The sequence below is a fragment of the Longimonas haloalkaliphila genome, assembly GCF_055379825.1.
In genome coordinates this window covers 65,051-83,288 of the sequence record NZ_AP043949.1, presented here as the reverse complement: position 1 = coordinate 83,288, position 18,238 = coordinate 65,051, and the positions used below count along the sequence as shown (strand labels likewise).

Genomic DNA, 18,238 nt, shown 5'->3' with positions numbered 1-18,238 from the left:
GATAATGATCCATTTGTTGAGGCATTGCGCAATGCAATGAGCGAGAAAGCGCAATCATTTCAGGAATTGGTCCAACTGCTCAGAAAGACATATGACCTTGGTCCATCGCACAATGCAGAAGGGATTGCAAAAGCATACCTGAGTGCTATTGCGTACCTGAATCATCGCATGTCTGGAGAAGATGCCAGCAAGGACCCGCTGCTGGATTTCCGAATGCATCTTTTTCTTCGAGACATTGATGGTTATCTGAAGCGATGCCTTCGATGTGACCAGTTTCACGCAGGTACGCAGGACCTCTGTCCGGAGTGTGGCCATCCCCTTTTCTCAGTGCATCGAGAGGACGTACGTGCATGTATTGCACGTGTCGTTGATAGCAAACTGAAGTACGAACTGCGACCGCGTACCGATGAGCAGGGGAAATCTGTTTATGTGCTTCTCAAGAAAGCGGAGAGCAGCGTAAAAGTAGAAAACGGAGAAGCAAACGGTGCTCAATCGGTAAGTGACTCCATCCTTCCCGTCAATGCCCTGGACTTTCTGGGAGGGGAAGCAGAAGTTAAGTATGATCCAGATGGGGGCTTTCAGTTGGAACGGCTTGATGCAAAAGACCCTGAAGAGATCTACAAGGAGCACGTCGTTCAGTTGGAAGACCCCAGTAGAGATTACGATTATCTGGCCCGGTTGGCCCGGGCTCTGCTGACCTATGACAGTCCGCACACTGAAGACCAAGGGGAAGGGAAGCTGCTGGGCTTTGTAGATAGCCGAGAACACGTTTCCCGATACGGTATGGGATTGCGCGACGAGTTCGCAGACACCTTTCTGCGAGCACGCTTACAGCAAGACAGTCCTACGGACCTATCTCTTCTGAATGCTGCTGGTCTGATAACGAAGTGGCAAGAAGAAAGCGAAGATGACCAAGGGAAGGCGCTGTACGCTGAGGGTCCTCTCTGGCTTGCACGCTTGATTGGAGAGAAACCAGCTGAGGGCCAGACAGACTACCTGTCCCTTGATAAAGGGCTGGATCTTGCCGACATGTCTAATACCGACTTGGCTCGCACGGTCCTTGAGGATGTGTTTTTGAAGGAGAGGTTGATCGATCGTGGACCATCCGACCGGAAACAGCTCACATCGAACGAGCACGAAAAGTCATACTATCAGTTCTATGCGGATCACATTGAGGAACCGCCCGAAGAAACGGACTTCATCACGCTCAGAAAACACGCAGCGGTACGTCGGAAAGGAGTCTTTAATGAAGAAAAAGGCGGCTCAAATCATCCGAATTATGATGGTTATGCAATTACAGACCAGGGACGAAAATTTAAGGAGACTGTAGATGAGCACGGTTTGGAGCGCGTTCAGCAAGTCATAATTGGTCTCGAAAAGAGGGGCATTCTTTGCAAACGGGCGGTTCCAGGAAGCGAATTCCAACATTACTACATAAAGCCTCAACATATCCGCCTGCACCCGGATCGGTTGCTTCCTGACCCGACTGAGGAGGGCATTTCCACGTTTGGATTACCCACCAACCCAGAGGACATCGAGTTTCGTACCGCAGACTCACATAGTTCCGAGCGTTCCCCATCTGATCGGACCCGCATCGAGAACAAGTTTAATGGAGACCTGCTCGATGTACTTATGGCAACACCTACGCTGGAGATGGGGGTAGACATCGGCGATCTCAACACGGTGCTGATGATGGGAGTCCCCCCGATGCCATCCAACTACGCGCAGCGAGCCGGCCGTGCTGGGCGTAAGAAAGATCAGCAGGCGCTCATTGTGACGCTTTGTGCCAGTCATCGCCCCCACGACATGTTCTATTTCTTGAACCCGTCTGGGATGGTCAACGGCTACATCACACCGCCGAGCTTCAATAAGGATGCGCCAGCGGTGGCCGAGAAGCACCTCAACGCCTGGATGCTGGAGAAGTCGGCTGGCGATCGACAAACGCTGGACGAGTACATTGCTGGTCTGGACTCCCAGGTTGCTTGCAGGCGACGTGAGGCTGTGCAGCTATTCGGTGACATTGAGGGCTTTGATGTAGCTGCATATCTGGATGGGGCATTCCAGAAGAGCCTGAAGGAAGCATTTCAGATGGCAACTGAAAAGCAATCCGTGCAGCAGGCGCTGTACAAGATTGGATTCTTTCCTGACTACACATTTCGTAAGGACCAGATTTCTCTTGTCCGGCGCGACAAACTGGAACAGGCTCAAGACAGAACTCCTGATACACTGCAAGACCTCTCGTTGTCTGACCGGTCGCCTGAACTTGCATACTACAAGTTTGCTCCAGGACGCACCGTGTACATCGGTGGACGCGTTTATGAGGTCACCACCGAGGGAGAGTACGAAACACACACCATTGGTGACGAAGAAGCACGAAGCTACAACTACTTCGTTGCCCGCCCAGAAGAGCGTTTCGCCAGCCGGTATGCACCACGGCAAGGGTACGACCGGAAAGAGATCTTTGCAGACAACGATACGGAAAAAGCTTCTCTGCAGATGACAGAGCTTCCCAAAAGCGAGCCCTCACCTATCACAGTTGCTTATCACCCTGAGTGCACCATTGGATTCCGTAATGATGGAGAGCTAACTCCTGCTGGTCCAGTCCCGTTCAAAGAAAAGAGTGCATCAGTTTCGCTACAGGAAGACAGTTCTTTATTCAAGGTTGGATACCAGTTTACGCGAAAAGCATTGCGTGTAACCATTGATGGAGATCTCTGCAATGACGCCTCGTTAGAAATCAGTCTTGCTTTTGCGTTAGACCGGGCGATCCAGGGCGCATTCCAGTTGGATGAAGGCGAAATGCGCATGTTGGTGCATCCTGAGTCGCTGCAAAAGGAGGATGATCTTGTCACAACTCCTACCAGCGATGACCGCACGCATCGACACGTATTGCTTTACGACCAAAGCGGCAACGGGAATGTGCCTTTTGAGGATATCTATGATGCCATTACTGACACCTCAAAACTGTCCGAGATTCGGGCCGTCATAGGAGAGTGTGATTGCGACAATGGATGCTACCAGTGCATGCGAAGTTTTAGCACGCAGTACCATGCTGAAGCGGTGCGTAAGGAAAAAGCGCTGGGCTTGTTAGGGTACCTCTGCGGAGAGCAAGAGCTTCAATCTAAACCGAAACAATACACTTCGTCAGAGCAGCCCCCTGACCTGACACTTACAATTACTCTAAACGATAAGACATTCATGATTGTCTCTGATGCTTCTGAGATGTCTAGTCAAGATTCCTATACCGTCGGGGGAGACGATTACAACGCGACTGCTTTTGATCTTATCACAGAAGCGGTGCTGGAAGAATGGGGGCCGGGCATGTCTCACTTACGCATTGAGAGTCCAATCCAAACAATCGTTAACGCCATCAACGAGCATGCAGTCAAAAAAGGAAAAAGAGAATTCTTGCGGCTCTTGTTTACGCTTATCCGTTTTCGTTCAGTGGAGGCCAAAAAGATCTGAGGTGCGGACTTTTCTACGAGCATACACCGCAGGTACTGTCATCAAGACTACGGTTATTTAACTTTATCAAAACACAACTCAACTATGGAGTGCCAACTGTTCCAAATCGATCAGCCCCAAAACGATGGAGAGCGGGCTATGCTGAACGTGCTTAAGCGTCTCCCTGCGGGCTATGCCATCTACCGCGAACTGAAACTTGATAGTTCACGCCGCCAAAAGGATGCAGGCATTGAAAAGCGTAATCCTGACTTCGTGGTCGTATCCGAAGATGTCGGAGTAGTCTCCATTGAAGTAAAGCATTGGAACTTGCGACGCAACCAGTATCACTGGCTGGATCAGCAAAAGGTCAAACGGATCGACTCCAACGGGAACCAAATCAAGATTACGAATCCTGTTCATCAAGCGGACACATACAAATACGCACTGATGGATCAGCTTGATAATGTATTTATCAGTTCGCTTGTCGCCTTTCCAAAGATCACGCGTAATCAGTTCTTCAACCAGATTGCCAACCGCGAGGCACTCGAAAATCCCAACACGAAGTTCTATCTCGATCCACAACGCACGATCTTCCGGGACGAGATGGATAAGTATTTTATGGAGCCAGAGGAGCTTCTCAAAGAGATGGTGCATCGCGATGATCGTTTCTGGCAACCTTCTGGAAAAGCCGTATACAAGGCAAAAGAGCAACTCTTGCCCAGCTCGTTTCGCATCGGTGACTACACAGAACGACAAGCTGAAAAAGAAGAGATCAAAGCACTCACAGAGCAGCAGCAAGAATGGGTGTTTGACCTATCGACTGAGTCGGGCTATCTGCTCGACATGGCTGGGAGCGGTAAAACAAACTGTCTTATCTCGAAGGCACTCCATCTAGTAGACCAGAAGGCTGACGATAAGCGCATTAAGGCTCTGATTACTACTTACAATGACGCGTTGGTAGAAAACATTAAGCGTATCTTTGAGCACAAGATGTATTCTCGTGAGGAGCAGCGGAATTACCGTCGGTACATCGACATCAAAGGGATTGAAGAGATAAAAGAAGCCGTTGTCAAGAAGGGATACGACATCAAAGACTTATCAGAATACCGGGAAGGCAAGTCGCCAGAGGCATATCGCACATGGCTTCAGGAAGAGGCCACCAACCTGTTGTTTCAAATGTACGACGATTGGGATCTGTACACGCACGTCTTCGTCGACGAAATTCAAGATCTCGACACGATGGATCTCCAGTTCCTTTCAGCGATCAATGAAGGGCAAGAGTTTTTCTTAGTGGGAGACTTCGGCCAGAAGATCTACGAACGGAAGCAGAGCTTCTCGGAAGCTGGCATTTCGACCGACCACATTGAGCTCCCGAGGTCGTATCAGATGCACCGAACGCCGCAGCACATTGCCCGACTTGCCACAGAGTTTGTATGGAATGATGACCGGCTACAGCGCGAGTTTGCTGATGCGGGTTACGAGAAAAAACCAGAGTTCCCGAATACAAGCAGTCAGCTGCCCGAGTTGGAGCGCACGCGTGATCCTGTCTCTGCAACAGTCAAGCGTATTCAGGATTTGCAGATCGGTGGCCCTTCTGGTATCGCCTATCTTCCAGACAACATTATGGTGATCACTACAGCTTCAACGGTCCAAGCGCAGAAAGAAGCATTAGAGGAAGCAGAAATTCCTGTCACGGGCTCGGACTCCGTGGGTGTAGTGGATTTTCGGGAAGCGAAGGGCTTAGAAAAAGAGGTTGTAATCGTTCACGGTATTGAAGAGCTATACCGAGAGTCCGAAAACGACATGCTGTTCGGCGACTCCCTGGCCTACCAAAAGAGCGAGCGGCGCCTCCGACGCATCCTGTACGTGGCGCTTACCCGTCCACTTGAGCAGCTCATCTTGTTCTATCACGATGGGCAGATGTCTGCTATTCGTGAGCTTGTAGAGCTTAGTGATCGTATTCGCAAAAAACAACTTGCCTGAAAACCACATGCTAAAGCACGAAGATGTTCTCCGGGAGCGCGCTGAACCGTTTGTAAGGTGTTTGGAGCAAGAGGGCTTTGAGACCACGCTGCATGGAGAGAGCGACTACATGATCAAAGTCAGTCTTATCCGTAATGGTCAAGAGCACGGTCCTGCTCTGATATACTACAGTCCGAAGCGCGACTCTTTTTCGATTAAGGGGCACGAGATGCGTACAAAAGATCTGTTTGATACCGTTGAGCAGCTGTTTCATCAAAGTGCCTTGATGGATACAGAAGGGGATAATTCATTAACAGGTGTTCACCTCTATGTTGATGGATCCTACATGAACGAGCACGTTGGGTACGGTTGGGTAGCATACGTTGATGGCAAGAAACAACATGAGGCTTATGGACAAGTGCCCGAACCAGGAACCACTCGACAGGTCGCAGGCGAACTGGCTGGCGCTATGGACGCGTTGCGATGGTGTCAAGCGGAAAACCTAAGCACGGCGCACTTACACTACGATTACGAAGGTATTGAGCATTGGGCCACTGGTACTTGGCGTGCCAAAAACGCGATTACGCAGGCTTACGTGCAGTTTATCGGTGAATGCGATGTGGACGTAACCTGGGTCAATGAGGACGCTCACACTGGCGTTGTAGGAAATGAGCGAGCTGATCAGCTGGCGAAGAAGGGAGCCCAGGAAGGAAAAATCGAAGCTGAGCCAGACGATGCGTTAGATCTCATAGAGGAATTGCGTGCGTACACCGACGACTTCCTGAACTATTTGGACGATACATTGGAAAAGGCACCATTCACCACGGTGTTCGATAAGATCTATAATGACCGGTTTGCCCGCTTGAATGTGTTAGTCGATGAAGAGCGCTGTGGTATCATTGACATCTACAACACAAAGAACAAGCATCTTGAACCGCGTTTTCACGCCTTCCGTGAGTCGTCTCATCAGGAGACGTTAGAGACGCATTGGGCACAATATACCGACCTTGTACCTACGCCTGAGGTAGAGGCTGTGAAACAAGCAGAGCATTACCACAACATCTATGTGCCGTACCGAACGGCCACGAAGATCGACTTTTACCCGTTTGCTGAAGCACTAGAAGAAGCCTTTGCCGTGATCAAGGACACCGATGTATCCCTCGTTGAAGATCGGTTCGATTTTGAAGTGCTCGAACGTCATCTGCATGAGCTTCAGAAGGAGGTGTAGCCAGTACCCTTCCGATTAAGTTTTTATAACAGGAATGATGAGTCGCTATGGAATCTGAACCGTGCTCGAAAAAAGTATTTGCTCTTCGGAGGGAGGAGAAATTCGAGGAGGCCTTGGAGGCAGGACGAGACTGTTATGAGGTAAATCCTAACGACCCGTGGGCTAAGCGTGCACTGGGATGGGTATTATATGACCATATCACAAGTTGTCTGGAAGATGGTGAGCTTGACCAAGCAGCGGAGTATCTCCATGAGTTTGACGAAATGGAGATATCTAAAGATGACGATGTGATTCATGAGAATATAGACCGTTTGCGGCGGCAGATTGAATCACCTGGGATTCGGAAGGCCCGTCAAGCAGCCAAGAAAGAAGATTACAATACAGCCGTTGACTACTATCGTACTGCGTTCAGGCAACATGCAGAGAGTGATGATCTCAAGACAGAGTTTGGTTGGGCTATTCGAAACAGAATCAAACAGTTAACGCGTGTCGACAGTCCACCGATAGGACAGATCCATCAGCTTGCACAAGAGTTCGCAGATGTAGAACCACCGCAGGGATCCAATCTCTACTCCGCACTTCTGTCAGATCTTGTACGCGTCGCTGAGCAGTGGCGTGGATATCTGCAGTTTCTGCACTGGTGGAATCCTAATCTCTTTGTTGATGATCACTACAAGCCATACGTTTCGGAAAGTGGTAGCACATATCCGAGTTTGGCTTACAAGACATTGCGGGCAGCAGGTATACAAGTATTGGAACAGCAAAGTCAGGAAGCAGCTCAGTGGCTGATTCCGTTCCTTGAGGAAGTGTTGGAGCGCGGCTGGGATGAAGATCTAATCTGGGTAGAATACGATCTGGGACGTCTGTACCGCCTAAATGGCGATCTAACACAAGCGAGAGAGTATCTGGGAAGAGTTGTACGTCAGAAGTTTTCGGAGCCATGGGCGTGGCACCACTTTGCACAGGCCTGTGATACGGCGCAGGATCAAAGAGATTTGCTTTGTGCTGCACTTAAAGGAGCAGATAACAACACGTTCGTTCTCAGTATCCGTGAGGATTTAGCAGCTCTTCTCATTGAGCAGGATATGTACGCAGAAGCTAAGCGGGAAATTCTTGATCTCGTTTCAGTGCGAGAGGATGAGGAGTATGACATACCCAAGCGCGTGAAAGAGTGGCAAGCATCCAATTGGTATACCGAGACCGAAGTGGTCGAATCCAACGCGACTTTCTACGAGCAGCATGCGGAACAAGGGCGCGAACGTGTTCTCCAGGACGTACCTTGGATTGCTGGTATAGTCACCGGACACCAAGAAGCAAGCGACCAAGGACCGGCTCGAACATTTATTGGCATCCAGGAAGGTTCTTCAGAACTCACCGATATCCCAGTGCGAGATCGCGAGCACAAAGTACTGGGAAGTTTAGAGAAGGGGACCCCCGTGGAGGTGCATTCCGATGGGGACAGCGTCTTTGGGATCCGGGAGCGTGATGGCGAGCCATGGGACCTGTTAGAATCAACGGTAGCAGTTGTCGAACATGTCAATCATGAGAAAGACGTCACGCATCTAATCCTAACCCGTAGACGAGATGCGTTAGCCTATCACGATCGAACACCGGAGGTAGAAGACGCCACTGCCGGCGATTCGCTGGAGGTTCGTACCGTTGAGAACCAACCAGGTCGCCCTGAAATCGTAGTCTCTGCCCAACCAACTGAGAAAGATCCACCCTCCACCATCCTACGCTCGTTCTCTGGACACTTCCAATTTCCCCACGACGGACGTCGACACTTTGGGTTTGTTAATGACTACTATGTTCACAAGTCGCTAATCGAGTCTCACGGTCTTGAGAACAACGCGCTAATTGAGGGAAGAGCAATACTATCCGACCCAGATGAGGGTAAATGGAGGGTGCTTGACCTCCAAGTTGTCGATGATGAAGCTACTTGAAGCCGGTGCATGAGGCTGTAGTTCTGAGTCTCGACGAATTTTGGTTTCGTTTGGAAGTAAAGCGGGAGACCCCATTTTCTCAACATATGCCACAACCTTGAACACAGCCTGCTCCACCCACGGGTAGGTCTGGATGTAATTCGCTCGGCCGTGAGCATGAACGGTCGGTGTGTGTACACGACGCACCTGTTCTGGTCGCCCCGTCTGCTAAGGTCCTTGAAGCACGCCGCGACAAGACACGGTCATCAAGCAAGGAGTGAAGTAGGTGCTGCTCGTGGGTCGTATGAGGCAGGTGTAAGCCGCCCTGAATGAAAATAGCACGTTGCCTTATTCCCACTTTTAGAACAAAACAAAAGTAAGGAGAGGTCGATGGAGGGCCGCTCGCAGTCATTAACAGGAAGATAAGATCTTGTCCAGGCCCTTACGTAGCGAACTCTAAGTAGCGCCCCCGCCCTTAGCTGGAAAACCAGTTCTGGATGTGTACATTCCCTGTCAGTGCTGTATACGCTTCAAAATCGGATGTATTGCGCGTAACGAGGATGAGCGACCGGGTCGCGGATATGGACGCGATCTGACCGTCTACGAACGGCTGCGTGCGTCCTTGCGCCTCCAGCGCCGCACGCGCCTCGCCGTGCCAGCGGGCGGCGTCGCGGTCGTACGGAATAATGGGCATAGAGGGGCGCACGACCTCCGCAAGGTAGTCAGCCAGATATCGGCGTCGCTTGCCTTCCGGCATTCGACGCACGCCATAAACGAGTTCGTGCCAGGCTGGAGCAGGCAGGGCCACCTCCCCGCCGTGCGCATCCAGGCGGTCTACGACAGCAGCGTTCGGCTTTGGACGTGCCGGTTCGGAGACGATATTCGTATCCAGCAGGTAGCGAATCACAGGCGCACCTCGCGTCCCGGATCATCGCTCCGCAAGCCGTCGAGATCATCGTCAGTAAGCGGCGACGGCCCATGCTGCTCTCGAAACCGGCGGTAGGCGGTGCCAAATGAATCGGGCTGCTCAGCCACAGCGCGCTCCAATAGCAGGATGGCTTGCTGGTTGAGGCTGCGACGTTCGGTATCAGCCAATTCCCGAATGCGGTTCATTACGTCCTCCGGGATGCCTTTGAGGGTAAGCGCAGACATAGGTATGTGGTTTGTTATGGTTGCGTATTGCATCATGTTATATCAAGGGCGCGGCTCCCGGGTTCGCTGTTTTACGAACAGGGGATCCCATGTCCAATTTGCCTGAACTCTCGTGGCGTGTCGAAAATCACTCGGCGTCCCGCTTCGAGTCAAACTTTGTCTTGCCCATGTCCTCAATATACTTCACGGCTTTGAGCACGGCTTCCAGTCCGATCGGGGGCAGCACGTTTTGCTCAGAAGCATCCTGACTGGACTGATCTTCTTCTGAGGATGTTTGTGAAGACGTCCCGTTGGAGCGGGTCTTAACGCGCCGGACATGCGTGTGGAGGTAGCGCTCCGAGAGGCTGTGCAGACCCGCCCGGCGGCACACGAGGTAGGCCACCGACTCCGCTTCAATCTCGCGCTGGGCAAGAGAGAGCGTCCGGCGATCCGGCCAAAGGTCTCAATGCTGTTCCAGCCTTCCGCGCTGCTAAGTACCGCACAAACCGCAATAAAGAGGACGTTGATCAACGGATGCGTCTTACGCCGGTCCATCCGTTGATCCTCCAGATCCTGAAAATAATCAAGGAGCGACCGGGCTCCATCTGAAGACGAAGACATAGGGTCTGCTGTATCTAATCAGGAGGGGATTCGGACACCCCCCCTCAATATACATTAGCAGAGCATTATTTTAATGAGGTAGCCCCTGATCCAGTGGTCTCGGAGGCCTTGATCAGGATGCGTTTCTCCCTTCAGGTATTCCTTGACATTGAGGAGCAGTCCTTCTTACTTTGGTACCGAAGTGATATGTTTAAGACACCGTTGTGATACCAGACTGATACCACTATGATACTCGTAACGGGTGGAATAAAAGGAGGAACCGGAAAAACGACTGTAGCTGTCAACCTGGCGGTGATGCGTTCACGAGATGGACATGATGTGTTGCTCGTTGATGCTGACGATCAGCAGAGCGCCTCAGAGTTCATTTCGATCCGTACCGAAGAGCGTGGAGATCCAGGGCTCACCTGTATCCGGCTTGACGGAAAAGCAGTTCGTGATCAGGTCCAGCGTCTTCGGGAGAAGTACGATGATATCATCATTGACACAGGAGGGCGTGATACGAATAGCCAACGTGCGGCGCTTACGATAGCTGACTTCTTGTTCGTGCCGTTTGGGCCCCGATCACTTGACCTGTGGACGCTCGATCGCGTCGAGGACCTGATAGACAACGCACAAGCTATCAATCCAGACCTGCAAGCTTACGCGTTCATCAACCGAGCTGATCATAGAGGCAGCTATAATGCAGAGACGCGGGAGGTGCTTCAAGACAGCGAGTCGATGGAACTGATTGAACAAACGCTCGGGAATCGGAAGTCCTTTGCGATCGCATTCGACTACGGTCAGGGAGTTGTTGAGTACAGACCCCGAGATAAGAAAGCCATACGTGAGATGGAGTCGTTCTACAATGCCGCGTTTGATACCGTAAAGGTAGCTTAGTGGTTTTAATTTGATACCAGACTGGTACCTAACTGACATCAACCTGGAATTAAAGTGACATCAGTATGCCCAGAGCTCGCTCGAAGAAAGAAAAAAGCCAAGACGTTGATTCGTTCATCGACGGTGGAGGTTCTACCCCCTCAGAGCAGGATAAGCAAGATGATGGTAACGAGGTAAAGACATTCACGACACGGTTTCCAACCAAACTCGTGGAACAAATCGATGAACTCATAGAAGACCAGATCATCAGCGAATCACGAAACCAGTGGTTGATGAAGGCAGCTGTCGAGAAGTTAAACCGAGAGCAAGAGTAGTGGTAGCAATGGGTGATATCTTGCTCTCGGGGCCGGTTTGAGAGAGCAAAAAAACACAGAACTCCCGTTCCACTTAATGTCTTATCGGTTTCAGTCTGGTATCACTAAGATACCATTTAAGAATAAGAGTCATGTCATAGTGATACCGAAATGGTGTCATTCATGTCTATAGCTTGGTCACGCCCAATTGCCATTGCGTGCACTTTGTGGCCTCTTGTTTATCCTTATGACTCGATCAGGTATTGCTGTGAGGCACAGTTAGACGTTGTGAGAGCACGAGGCATGCTCCCTGGCTTTCGTTATGGCAGCACAAAGAATCCCACTCACAAGTCATCTTGACAGCGATAAAAAGAACAAACGGTATTTAGATGAGAAACAGCATTCTCTATTATGATACCGTCATGGTGTATTACTGATATCAGGTTGGTACTGGAGTGATACTGATTTGGTATCAGTATGGTGGCTCTTGTGGTCTATGCCTTGAACTTGTCACTCGGCCTTAAGACAACACCAGCCGCACTTCGGGTAACACATTCGTGGTCCACGCCAGGCAGTGAAGCGAGCACTGGCGACCCCGGCAATGCTGGAACGGGGCCCCAGAGCGCGCAGTACGTCACAACGAGGAATGTTATGACGTACTATCTACAAGCTTACTCACCAACGACACGGTCGAGTCATGAAATCTAAACTGACGCTTCGCATCGACGAGGACGTAAAGGAGTCGGCAAAGGCATTGGCCCGCCAACGCGGGGAAAGCGTCTCGGGCATGGTGGAGACGTACTTCCGGATTCTTACCCAACAGATGGATGCCGATGAACGCAAAGGAGGAAAGCAAGGTGCGCTGCCTGCTGGCGAACTGCGGGACGACGATATCTTGGGCCCGGTCACCCGTCGCATTGCCGGTGCACTGGCTGCAGAAGGTGAATCGTTTCACGGAGACGATCCTGCGGATGACCGTAAAGCGGCCATCCGCGCCGCGTTGGATAAGCACGCATGAATGCATGAGCTGCCGATGGATGGTTAGCGGATGGCTCCACATATCATACCGCACGTCTACGCAACACACGCACACCTCCGTAACACAACTGTTTACCTCATGCGCATTCTCTTTGATACCAATGTGTTGGTTGATGCAGCCGTTACTCAGCGCTCATACCATCGTGAAGCATTGCTCCTTATCAACGAAGCGGAGAACGGACGTCTGTCAGGCGTAATGGCTCCGCTATCCCTTAGCACGCTCTGGTATCTTGGCACGGCGCATTACGATACCGATCCCCGTCCCCTACTTCGCGACCTGCGTCAGGTGTTGGACCTATCTCCGATGAACCGATCCGTGCTAGATCGGGCGCTGGCCTACGACGCACATACGGACTTTGAGGATATGTATCTGGCTGAGGCCGGGCACGCCGCTGGAGCATCTGCCATTGTGACGCGCAACGAAGCGGACTTTGCTACGACCCCTCTGACGGTGTACCATCCGACGACGCTCATTGCGCTACTGCAATAACGCAGCGAGTGGTAGAGATATACGATATGGCCATGTGCGTCCCCTTACCGCTCGGGGCTCTTCGTTTACTGCCGCGCGCTGCACAGAGGGAGGGCGATGGAAAGGCTCGGCATACCAACACAAGACCTGGAATACCCACCCAAAGCGGTTCAAACCGCCAGACGGCCCCATGGGTGGCCCTCCCCCGCGAGTTTCCAGGTCGTGCTCTTGTCTTCACGTACCAACACAGGGTGCTCGTCGGTAACAGCGAGCTCCCAGGGCAGCCCGTCCACGTCAATACGGGTAATGGTTTCATCGACCTCCCGCTCCGAGGACGCCTCAATTCGCTTCAGACGGCCTTTGTGGGTCCGGGCATAGTGATCCCCGTCTTTGACGAGATCGTGCGCCTGAGCGGCTGGCACGAGCTCCTCGTCGATCTCTATGAGGGTTTCCGGTAAGAGGCAGTAGGGGTCCCCTGATTTCATTTCCTGGGGCATCCATTCCGGCATCGTGTTACGTGGCCCATGTGTTTCCCCGCCACGCTCAAAGGGCAGGATACGGCGGATCCCCTCCCCGGCTCCCAGTATATCGCCCATGTTCAGGTCATGGTAATCGCGGATGTTGGAGTCAATCTGCGAGGCCGAGGGCGTCCGGGCATCGCGGAGCAGACCCTCGCCCCCGAGTGCGGTCTCCCCAATAAATCCCTTCAGGCCGGCGGCCTCGGTAAACCGATACACCTGCTCGTCAAGGGTGGCGCTGGGCGAGTGGGCCCCGACCACGTCATTATTTTCGGCCATGTACGGCTCATGGCCGTCTCCTGCAACCGAAGGAAGCTGTCGGCCCGAGCTCCCGGCCGTCGTAATCCCTGGGGCCGGGCGCCCGCCCTCATCGAATCCGCCGACGACCTCCTCCATGCCCACCGGTTTATTGCTTCCGAGCGGGTGCAGGAAGTTGTAGGCGCGCCCGACGGTGGCCCCGAGCGCGGGCCCAATGAGCGGGACCTCGCTAAACGGCACCTCCGGCGAGGCGTAGGGGCGGTTCTGGGCGTGTTTCTTCTCCAGGTACTGCGGGTCAATCAGGTCCCCGGGCGCAAAGTCAATCAGCGGCAGGTCCTTGAAGATCATCTCCTCCATCTTGGACCCGTACTGGACCGGGGTCGCCCCGACATCGGCTTTCTGGCGGGTATACCAGTTCGGGCGATACGACTCAATGCGCCCGCCCTCGTATTCGGAGGTGCTCAGCATAAAGAAGCGGCCCGAACGCTGAGGGATCCACTCCCGCCCGGCGTACTTGTCGCGGGTGGTCTCGTAGGATTCGGCCATGTCGCTGACAAACGGGGCCAGCGGCGGCAGGATGGACAATGCCTCAAAGGGCGTGTCCTTCATCAGTGGCTGCATGACCCGATTTAAGGTCGCGCCTGCTACGGCGCCCAGGATACCGCCTGTGGCGTAGTACCCGGCCGCCGCCCCGGGAAGGGCCGATGTACTTTTCGGGGCCAGGCCCTCCATGTACTGGGCCGCATCGGTAATGCCTAAGGCGTCGTAGATGTAGCTGGCGGACTGGCGAGCGTTGGCGGCAATGTTGGAGAGCTCCATCGTAATGCCCTCGCCCATGGGGACGTCGTCGGGCAGCATAATGTCGGCGCCGCCATCGGCGAGCCGGTATCCGGCTGTTGCCGCGATAGCCGCGGATCCGCGCTTCATCCAGGTTTTCCCGACCTCCCGAATCCCATCCGTAGTCGACAGAGAGGTCGTGGGGCTCCAGCCCAGCCCAACCATATCCAGGGCCCGGCGCATCGTGTCCATCCCGCCCTCCATGTACGTGGATGCGGCTGTGGTCGCGGTATCGGTGGCAAAGAATCCGGCCTCGGCGAAGGGCGTCCCGAACTGATCCGGGCTGGAATAGGGATCTCGGTGGTAGGCCACATCAACCCGGGGCCGGGTCTCCGCGAATTTGGCGAGCATGTCCTTGTTCTCGCGCATGACGCCCACGGCCTGCTGGATGCCTCGGTCCGTGCCAAAGGCCGTGCCCATGTCATCGAGTTCGCCGTACGGGTCTTTCAGGCGGCGCCCGGCGGCCACCTGCATATCCAGGGACATGAGCCCGACCTTCGCCTGCTGGGCCATCTCCTCGTTGATCTCTCCGCGAGCGGCCAGGGTATCGAGCTTCTTCGCCATCTTCCCCGTCTGCTTGTTGCCGTGGGTGGCAAGTGTGCCTTGCTCGAAGATAAACCGGCGCAGCACCTGTCCCCGGCTCTCCCCGAACTTATTGTAGAGGCTGTTGGGATCGGACTGTGCTTCGCGGATATAGCGTTTGGCCTGGCGGGTGGATGGGGCCTGCAGGACGCGGTTGGCCTCGGTCTGAAGATTGTCGGTGGCATTCCTCATGACGTGCCTGGCGGCCTGAAGGGCCTTTTCGTCGTCCCTGAGGATGCCCTCAACGCCCCCCAACTCCTTGAGCGTCTGGCCCTTAATGCCCACCGATTCTAAGGCCGAGGAGAACATCTCCGGATGGGTGTAGGCGTCGGTGCTGTTGGTCAGGGCCTGGCGGGTGGCGAACACGGCATCAGCCACAGGAAGGAGGCCCTCACGCCCAGAGGTGGACAGCCCGACGGTCCACAGGTCCGAGTCCTCGGCAAAGAGCCGGCGCGGGGACGAATCCGACATCCAGTCGCGGGCCCGTTGCAGCATACTGCCTTGGGAGGCCCCGAGCGCGAGTTCGTCCTTGACTTCCTTGAACATCTGACCGACGCGGCTGGTCGGGTCCGATGATTTAGCGGTTATAGACGCCCGCTTCGCGTGATGGTATTTTTCGTTCTGGGTGTGTTGGCGCATCCGGATATTGTACGCCTGGTCTTTGCCGCGGGGGCTGACCCAGTAGTCGCCCACGCCCATGGTTTGGCCATCGGCTTTTTGGCCGTAGATCCGGTGCTTGCCGAGTCCAGACGCGGCCTTGTTTTTGTAGAAGACAATTGCCGCGAGACAACGATTGGGAGGCGTTGAGTAGAGAGGAAAGTCAGATAGGAGGAACAGGCCGTGGTTGAAGCGGGACATCAGAAGCTATTCGTCTGGGTTTTGGGGCCCCAGCTGTTCAGAGTGCCCAAGTCATAGCGCCCAAGTTATACCTCAGAAAAGGGGCCTGCGGCGATATACGCGCTGCTCGGCCCACCCGTCAGGGGCTGGAAGGTATTGCGTCTAAGCGGACGGGCGTGCGTCCTGCTTCAATATCCCTGTCTGTAGCTGCTGAGCGGGGTTGCTGGTTGGCCAAAGTGGACGAACCAAAGATTGAGGATGAGGCGCAGGTAAAGACTATTTCCCCTCAGGTCTATTTTTCTTTTAAGTTTATTTTGCAATAACGGCAATACAAGGGGCGTTTGTTTAGAGACGACGGTCTTTGGTAATCTCCCGTAGTTTCATCTCGACATACCCTGCAAAGCCCACCGCTCTTGGGTTTCGTCCCTCTTCAACCACAAGGTTCTGAGCTTTCTTCCATAGCTCAACCTGTTTCTTCTCACTCAACCTGTCAAACCACATCTGAAACGCATCCGGTTCCGATTCAGGGTCTTCGGGTCCCAACGAAGGCGTCTTAGACGGGTTTGGGTCATTAGATGGCCACACTACCCACTTCAGGCCGGTGACAGCCCCATATCGTGACTCGCTCTTGCGTGTGGTTCTAACTTCAAGCTTCGTCTGGGTCTTCTTGTTGATTTCCTCTACACTCGGATTGATGACCCGTCGACACAGGTCTCTGTGAGACTTGTATTTGTCCGTAAGCATAAACAGCGTCCGGAAGTCGTCGATATCAATGGCTCGATGCCGCGGGCCCTCGTCACGTTGTATCATCTTAGCGATCTGGTAGAAACGAACTGCATATGAGGACGAAAGCCTCATAACCGTGCGAAGCTTATACTTCGTAAACGACTCTTTCACTTGCAGGAGATACTGCTGCGCGTCGTCGTTAAATCGGGCTTCGATGTATCCTTCCCGGGGTACGTACCGACAGGTGGCAAATATAGGGTGGCCTTCGTAACGGTGATCCGGTGTGCGAAACTCGATTGGCTCTCGCACTAACCGCTGTGTTGCATCAGCCAACTCTTCGTTTATGGAGTTGCTGCTGGATACCTCGGCCATATCCCGGAGGTCTTTAACACGAATGCGCTGTAGCTGGAATTTGTCGTCGTCAATGGCGAGTTGACTGACCAAGGCAGAGAATATCCGGTTCATCTGTATGGTCCAGTCGAGGCGGGCAAGCACGACCTCATTGTGTATTACAACCCACTTACGAGGGCGTGTATCAATACCATCGATTACGAAATCGGACCAAGGTTTCGCTTCGGCGCCGTCTTCGCGGAATAAATCAAACTGTGACATCGCCATCAGGTACTTTTTTTCTTACTAAGTAAGAGAGAATCTCCGACAGAGCAGCCAGAAAGTAAAGCTTGCTCCCAATTTTGTCCACCCTGCTCCCAATTTTGTCCACCCTGCTCCCAATTTTGTCCACCCTGCTCCCAATTTTGTCCACCCTGCTCCCAATTTTGTCCACCCCGATTTTTATGATATCTGGCTTGAGGGGCGTTGAGGGCGGTTTTCCCCGCGAGAGAAATATGCTCCCAATTTTGTCCACCCTGCTCCCAAATATGTCCAGGGGTATTCCCAATTTTGTCCATCCTTGCTCCCAATTTTGTCCAGGCAAAACGGGGGGGGTATTCCCAATTTTGTCCACCCTTGCTCCCAATTTTGTCCATCCTAGCGGGGTCTAAAGCTTTTAAAGTCAGTTGTTTACAGAGGTACCCAAACGTTATAAACGTAAAACGTATATAAACGGGCGCGCGCCCGGGGGAGAAGACAGGTACTCTTCAAAACAGGAAGTCAGTGGATCATCCTCCCCTTAAGAGTAGAGTGCCCTTCGCTCTCGGCTTCTCCAATCTTTGAGCCGCTTCACCTATTGAACGCGACGGCTTAGAATCAACTACGTCATCGTCCTCTGTTTACGTCTTAACAACGTTACCTGCCCTCCCCTGATGGTACCCTAGATTTGTACGTTCCACCCCTTCTCGAAGCACTCAGAGAGCAATCCAGGTCCGTAATCATCTTAAACAGAAGAGCTCTCCATCTAAGACACCAAAAGGACACTATCACAGGAGTCCGGAGCACATACCCTCCAACCGGTCCCAACAGAAAAATCAGCCACCTACCTCTACTCAGGATAGAACTCTTCACAAGAGTCTACCCGGTCGCATCCAGAATCAGAACGA

Annotated in this window: 14 protein-coding genes and 1 pseudogene; 8 read left to right on the top strand and 7 right to left on the bottom strand. The window is 53.0% G+C overall.

Annotated features, from left to right (window positions below):
• Positions 1-36: 36 nt before the first annotated feature.
• The 4 genes from ACZ48V_RS15145 to ACZ48V_RS15130 all read left to right on the top strand — a co-directional run bounded on the left by ACZ48V_RS15145 (position 37) and on the right by ACZ48V_RS15130 (position 8,577).
• Complete coding sequence (locus ACZ48V_RS15145; RefSeq protein ID WP_464543226.1) at positions 37-3,465, top strand: DUF1998 domain-containing protein; 3,429 nt, start codon at positions 37-39, stop codon at positions 3,463-3,465.
• Between the two features lie 84 nt (positions 3,466-3,549).
• Positions 3,550-5,427 carry an NERD domain-containing protein gene (locus ACZ48V_RS15140; protein WP_464543225.1) on the top strand — a complete coding sequence of 626 codons (1,878 nt, stop codon included), beginning with the start codon at positions 3,550-3,552 and terminating at the stop codon, positions 5,425-5,427.
• 7 nt (positions 5,428-5,434) lie between these two features.
• Entirely contained in the window at positions 5,435-6,634 is a 1,200-nt protein-coding gene (locus tag ACZ48V_RS15135; RefSeq protein WP_464543223.1) for an RNase H family protein, read from the top strand.
• Positions 6,635-6,681: 47 nt separating this feature from the next.
• Positions 6,682-8,577, top strand: a complete 1,896-nt coding sequence (locus ACZ48V_RS15130; RefSeq protein ID WP_464543222.1) for a tetratricopeptide repeat protein — start codon at positions 6,682-6,684, stop codon at positions 8,575-8,577.
• Between the two features lie 454 nt (positions 8,578-9,031).
• Here ACZ48V_RS15130 and ACZ48V_RS15125 read toward each other — a convergent pair whose 3' ends face one another.
• The 4 genes and pseudogenes from ACZ48V_RS15125 to ACZ48V_RS15110 form a co-directional block, all read right to left on the bottom strand.
• Entirely contained in the window at positions 9,032-9,463 is a 432-nt protein-coding gene (locus tag ACZ48V_RS15125) for a PIN domain-containing protein (protein WP_464543220.1), read from the bottom strand.
• Positions 9,460-9,708 carry a ribbon-helix-helix domain-containing protein gene (locus ACZ48V_RS15120; RefSeq protein ID WP_464543218.1) on the bottom strand — a complete coding sequence of 83 codons (249 nt, stop codon included), beginning with the start codon at positions 9,706-9,708 and terminating at the stop codon, positions 9,460-9,462. The genes ACZ48V_RS15125 and ACZ48V_RS15120 overlap by 4 nt, the downstream gene beginning before the upstream one ends.
• A 127-nt stretch (positions 9,709-9,835) precedes the next feature.
• Positions 9,836-10,090: a hypothetical protein gene (locus ACZ48V_RS15115; protein ID WP_464543256.1), complete on the bottom strand. Its 255-nt coding sequence runs from the start codon at positions 10,088-10,090 to the stop codon at positions 9,836-9,838.
• A gap of 20 nt (positions 10,091-10,110) precedes the next feature.
• Positions 10,111-10,308 (bottom strand): annotated as a pseudogene (locus ACZ48V_RS15110) (transposase family protein); the annotation flags it as partial.
• A 225-nt stretch (positions 10,309-10,533) separates the two neighbouring features.
• Here ACZ48V_RS15110 and ACZ48V_RS15105 point away from each other — a divergent pair.
• The 4 genes from ACZ48V_RS15105 (at position 10,534) to ACZ48V_RS15090 (ending at position 13,005) form a co-directional block, all read left to right on the top strand.
• Positions 10,534-11,184: an AAA family ATPase gene (locus ACZ48V_RS15105; RefSeq protein WP_464543216.1), complete on the top strand. Its 651-nt coding sequence runs from the start codon at positions 10,534-10,536 to the stop codon at positions 11,182-11,184.
• 65 nt (positions 11,185-11,249) lie between these two features.
• Positions 11,250-11,498 carry a hypothetical protein gene (locus ACZ48V_RS15100; RefSeq protein WP_464543215.1) on the top strand — a complete coding sequence of 83 codons (249 nt, stop codon included), beginning with the start codon at positions 11,250-11,252 and terminating at the stop codon, positions 11,496-11,498.
• A gap of 676 nt (positions 11,499-12,174) precedes the next feature.
• Complete coding sequence (locus tag ACZ48V_RS15095) at positions 12,175-12,495, top strand: DUF6364 family protein (RefSeq protein WP_464543214.1); 321 nt, start codon at positions 12,175-12,177, stop codon at positions 12,493-12,495.
• A 99-nt stretch (positions 12,496-12,594) separates the two neighbouring features.
• Positions 12,595-13,005, top strand: coding sequence for a type II toxin-antitoxin system VapC family toxin (locus tag ACZ48V_RS15090; protein WP_464543212.1), 411 nt, complete (start codon positions 12,595-12,597; stop codon positions 13,003-13,005).
• Between the two features lie 149 nt (positions 13,006-13,154).
• Here the strand turns inward: ACZ48V_RS15090 and ACZ48V_RS15085 are convergent, their stop codons facing one another.
• The 3 genes from ACZ48V_RS15085 to ACZ48V_RS15075 all read right to left on the bottom strand — a co-directional run bounded on the left by ACZ48V_RS15085 (position 13,155) and on the right by ACZ48V_RS15075 (position 17,676).
• Positions 13,155-16,037 (bottom strand): Hint domain-containing protein, encoded by a 2,883-nt coding sequence (locus ACZ48V_RS15085; RefSeq protein ID WP_464543211.1) that lies wholly within the window; start codon positions 16,035-16,037, stop codon positions 13,155-13,157.
• 324 nt (positions 16,038-16,361) lie between these two features.
• On the bottom strand, positions 16,362-17,354 hold the full coding sequence (locus ACZ48V_RS15080) for a replication initiation protein (RefSeq protein ID WP_464543209.1): 993 nt from the start codon (positions 17,352-17,354) through the stop codon (positions 16,362-16,364).
• Complete coding sequence (locus tag ACZ48V_RS15075) at positions 17,341-17,676, bottom strand: hypothetical protein (protein WP_464543207.1); 336 nt, start codon at positions 17,674-17,676, stop codon at positions 17,341-17,343. The genes ACZ48V_RS15080 and ACZ48V_RS15075 overlap by 14 nt, the downstream gene beginning before the upstream one ends.
• Positions 17,677-18,238 lie beyond the last annotated feature (562 nt).

Coding starts and splice junctions, on each gene's coding strand:
- ACZ48V_RS15145 (WP_464543226.1), top strand. CDS start 37: ATGAGCGAGAAAGCGCAATCATTTCAGGAATTGGTCCAACTGCTCAGA.
- ACZ48V_RS15140 (WP_464543225.1), top strand. CDS start 3,550: ATGGAGTGCCAACTGTTCCAAATCGATCAGCCCCAAAACGATGGAGAG.
- ACZ48V_RS15135 (WP_464543223.1), top strand. CDS start 5,435: ATGCTAAAGCACGAAGATGTTCTCCGGGAGCGCGCTGAACCGTTTGTA.
- ACZ48V_RS15130 (WP_464543222.1), top strand. CDS start 6,682: ATGGAATCTGAACCGTGCTCGAAAAAAGTATTTGCTCTTCGGAGGGAG.
- ACZ48V_RS15120 (WP_464543218.1), bottom strand. CDS start 9,708: ATGTCTGCGCTTACCCTCAAAGGCATCCCGGAGGACGTAATGAACCGC.
- ACZ48V_RS15105 (WP_464543216.1), top strand. CDS start 10,534: ATGATACTCGTAACGGGTGGAATAAAAGGAGGAACCGGAAAAACGACT.
- ACZ48V_RS15100 (WP_464543215.1), top strand. CDS start 11,250: ATGCCCAGAGCTCGCTCGAAGAAAGAAAAAAGCCAAGACGTTGATTCG.
- ACZ48V_RS15095 (WP_464543214.1), top strand. CDS start 12,175: ATGAAATCTAAACTGACGCTTCGCATCGACGAGGACGTAAAGGAGTCG.
- ACZ48V_RS15090 (WP_464543212.1), top strand. CDS start 12,595: ATGCGCATTCTCTTTGATACCAATGTGTTGGTTGATGCAGCCGTTACT.
- ACZ48V_RS15085 (WP_464543211.1), bottom strand. CDS start 16,037: ATGTCCCGCTTCAACCACGGCCTGTTCCTCCTATCTGACTTTCCTCTC.
- ACZ48V_RS15080 (WP_464543209.1), bottom strand. CDS start 17,354: ATGTCACAGTTTGATTTATTCCGCGAAGACGGCGCCGAAGCGAAACCT.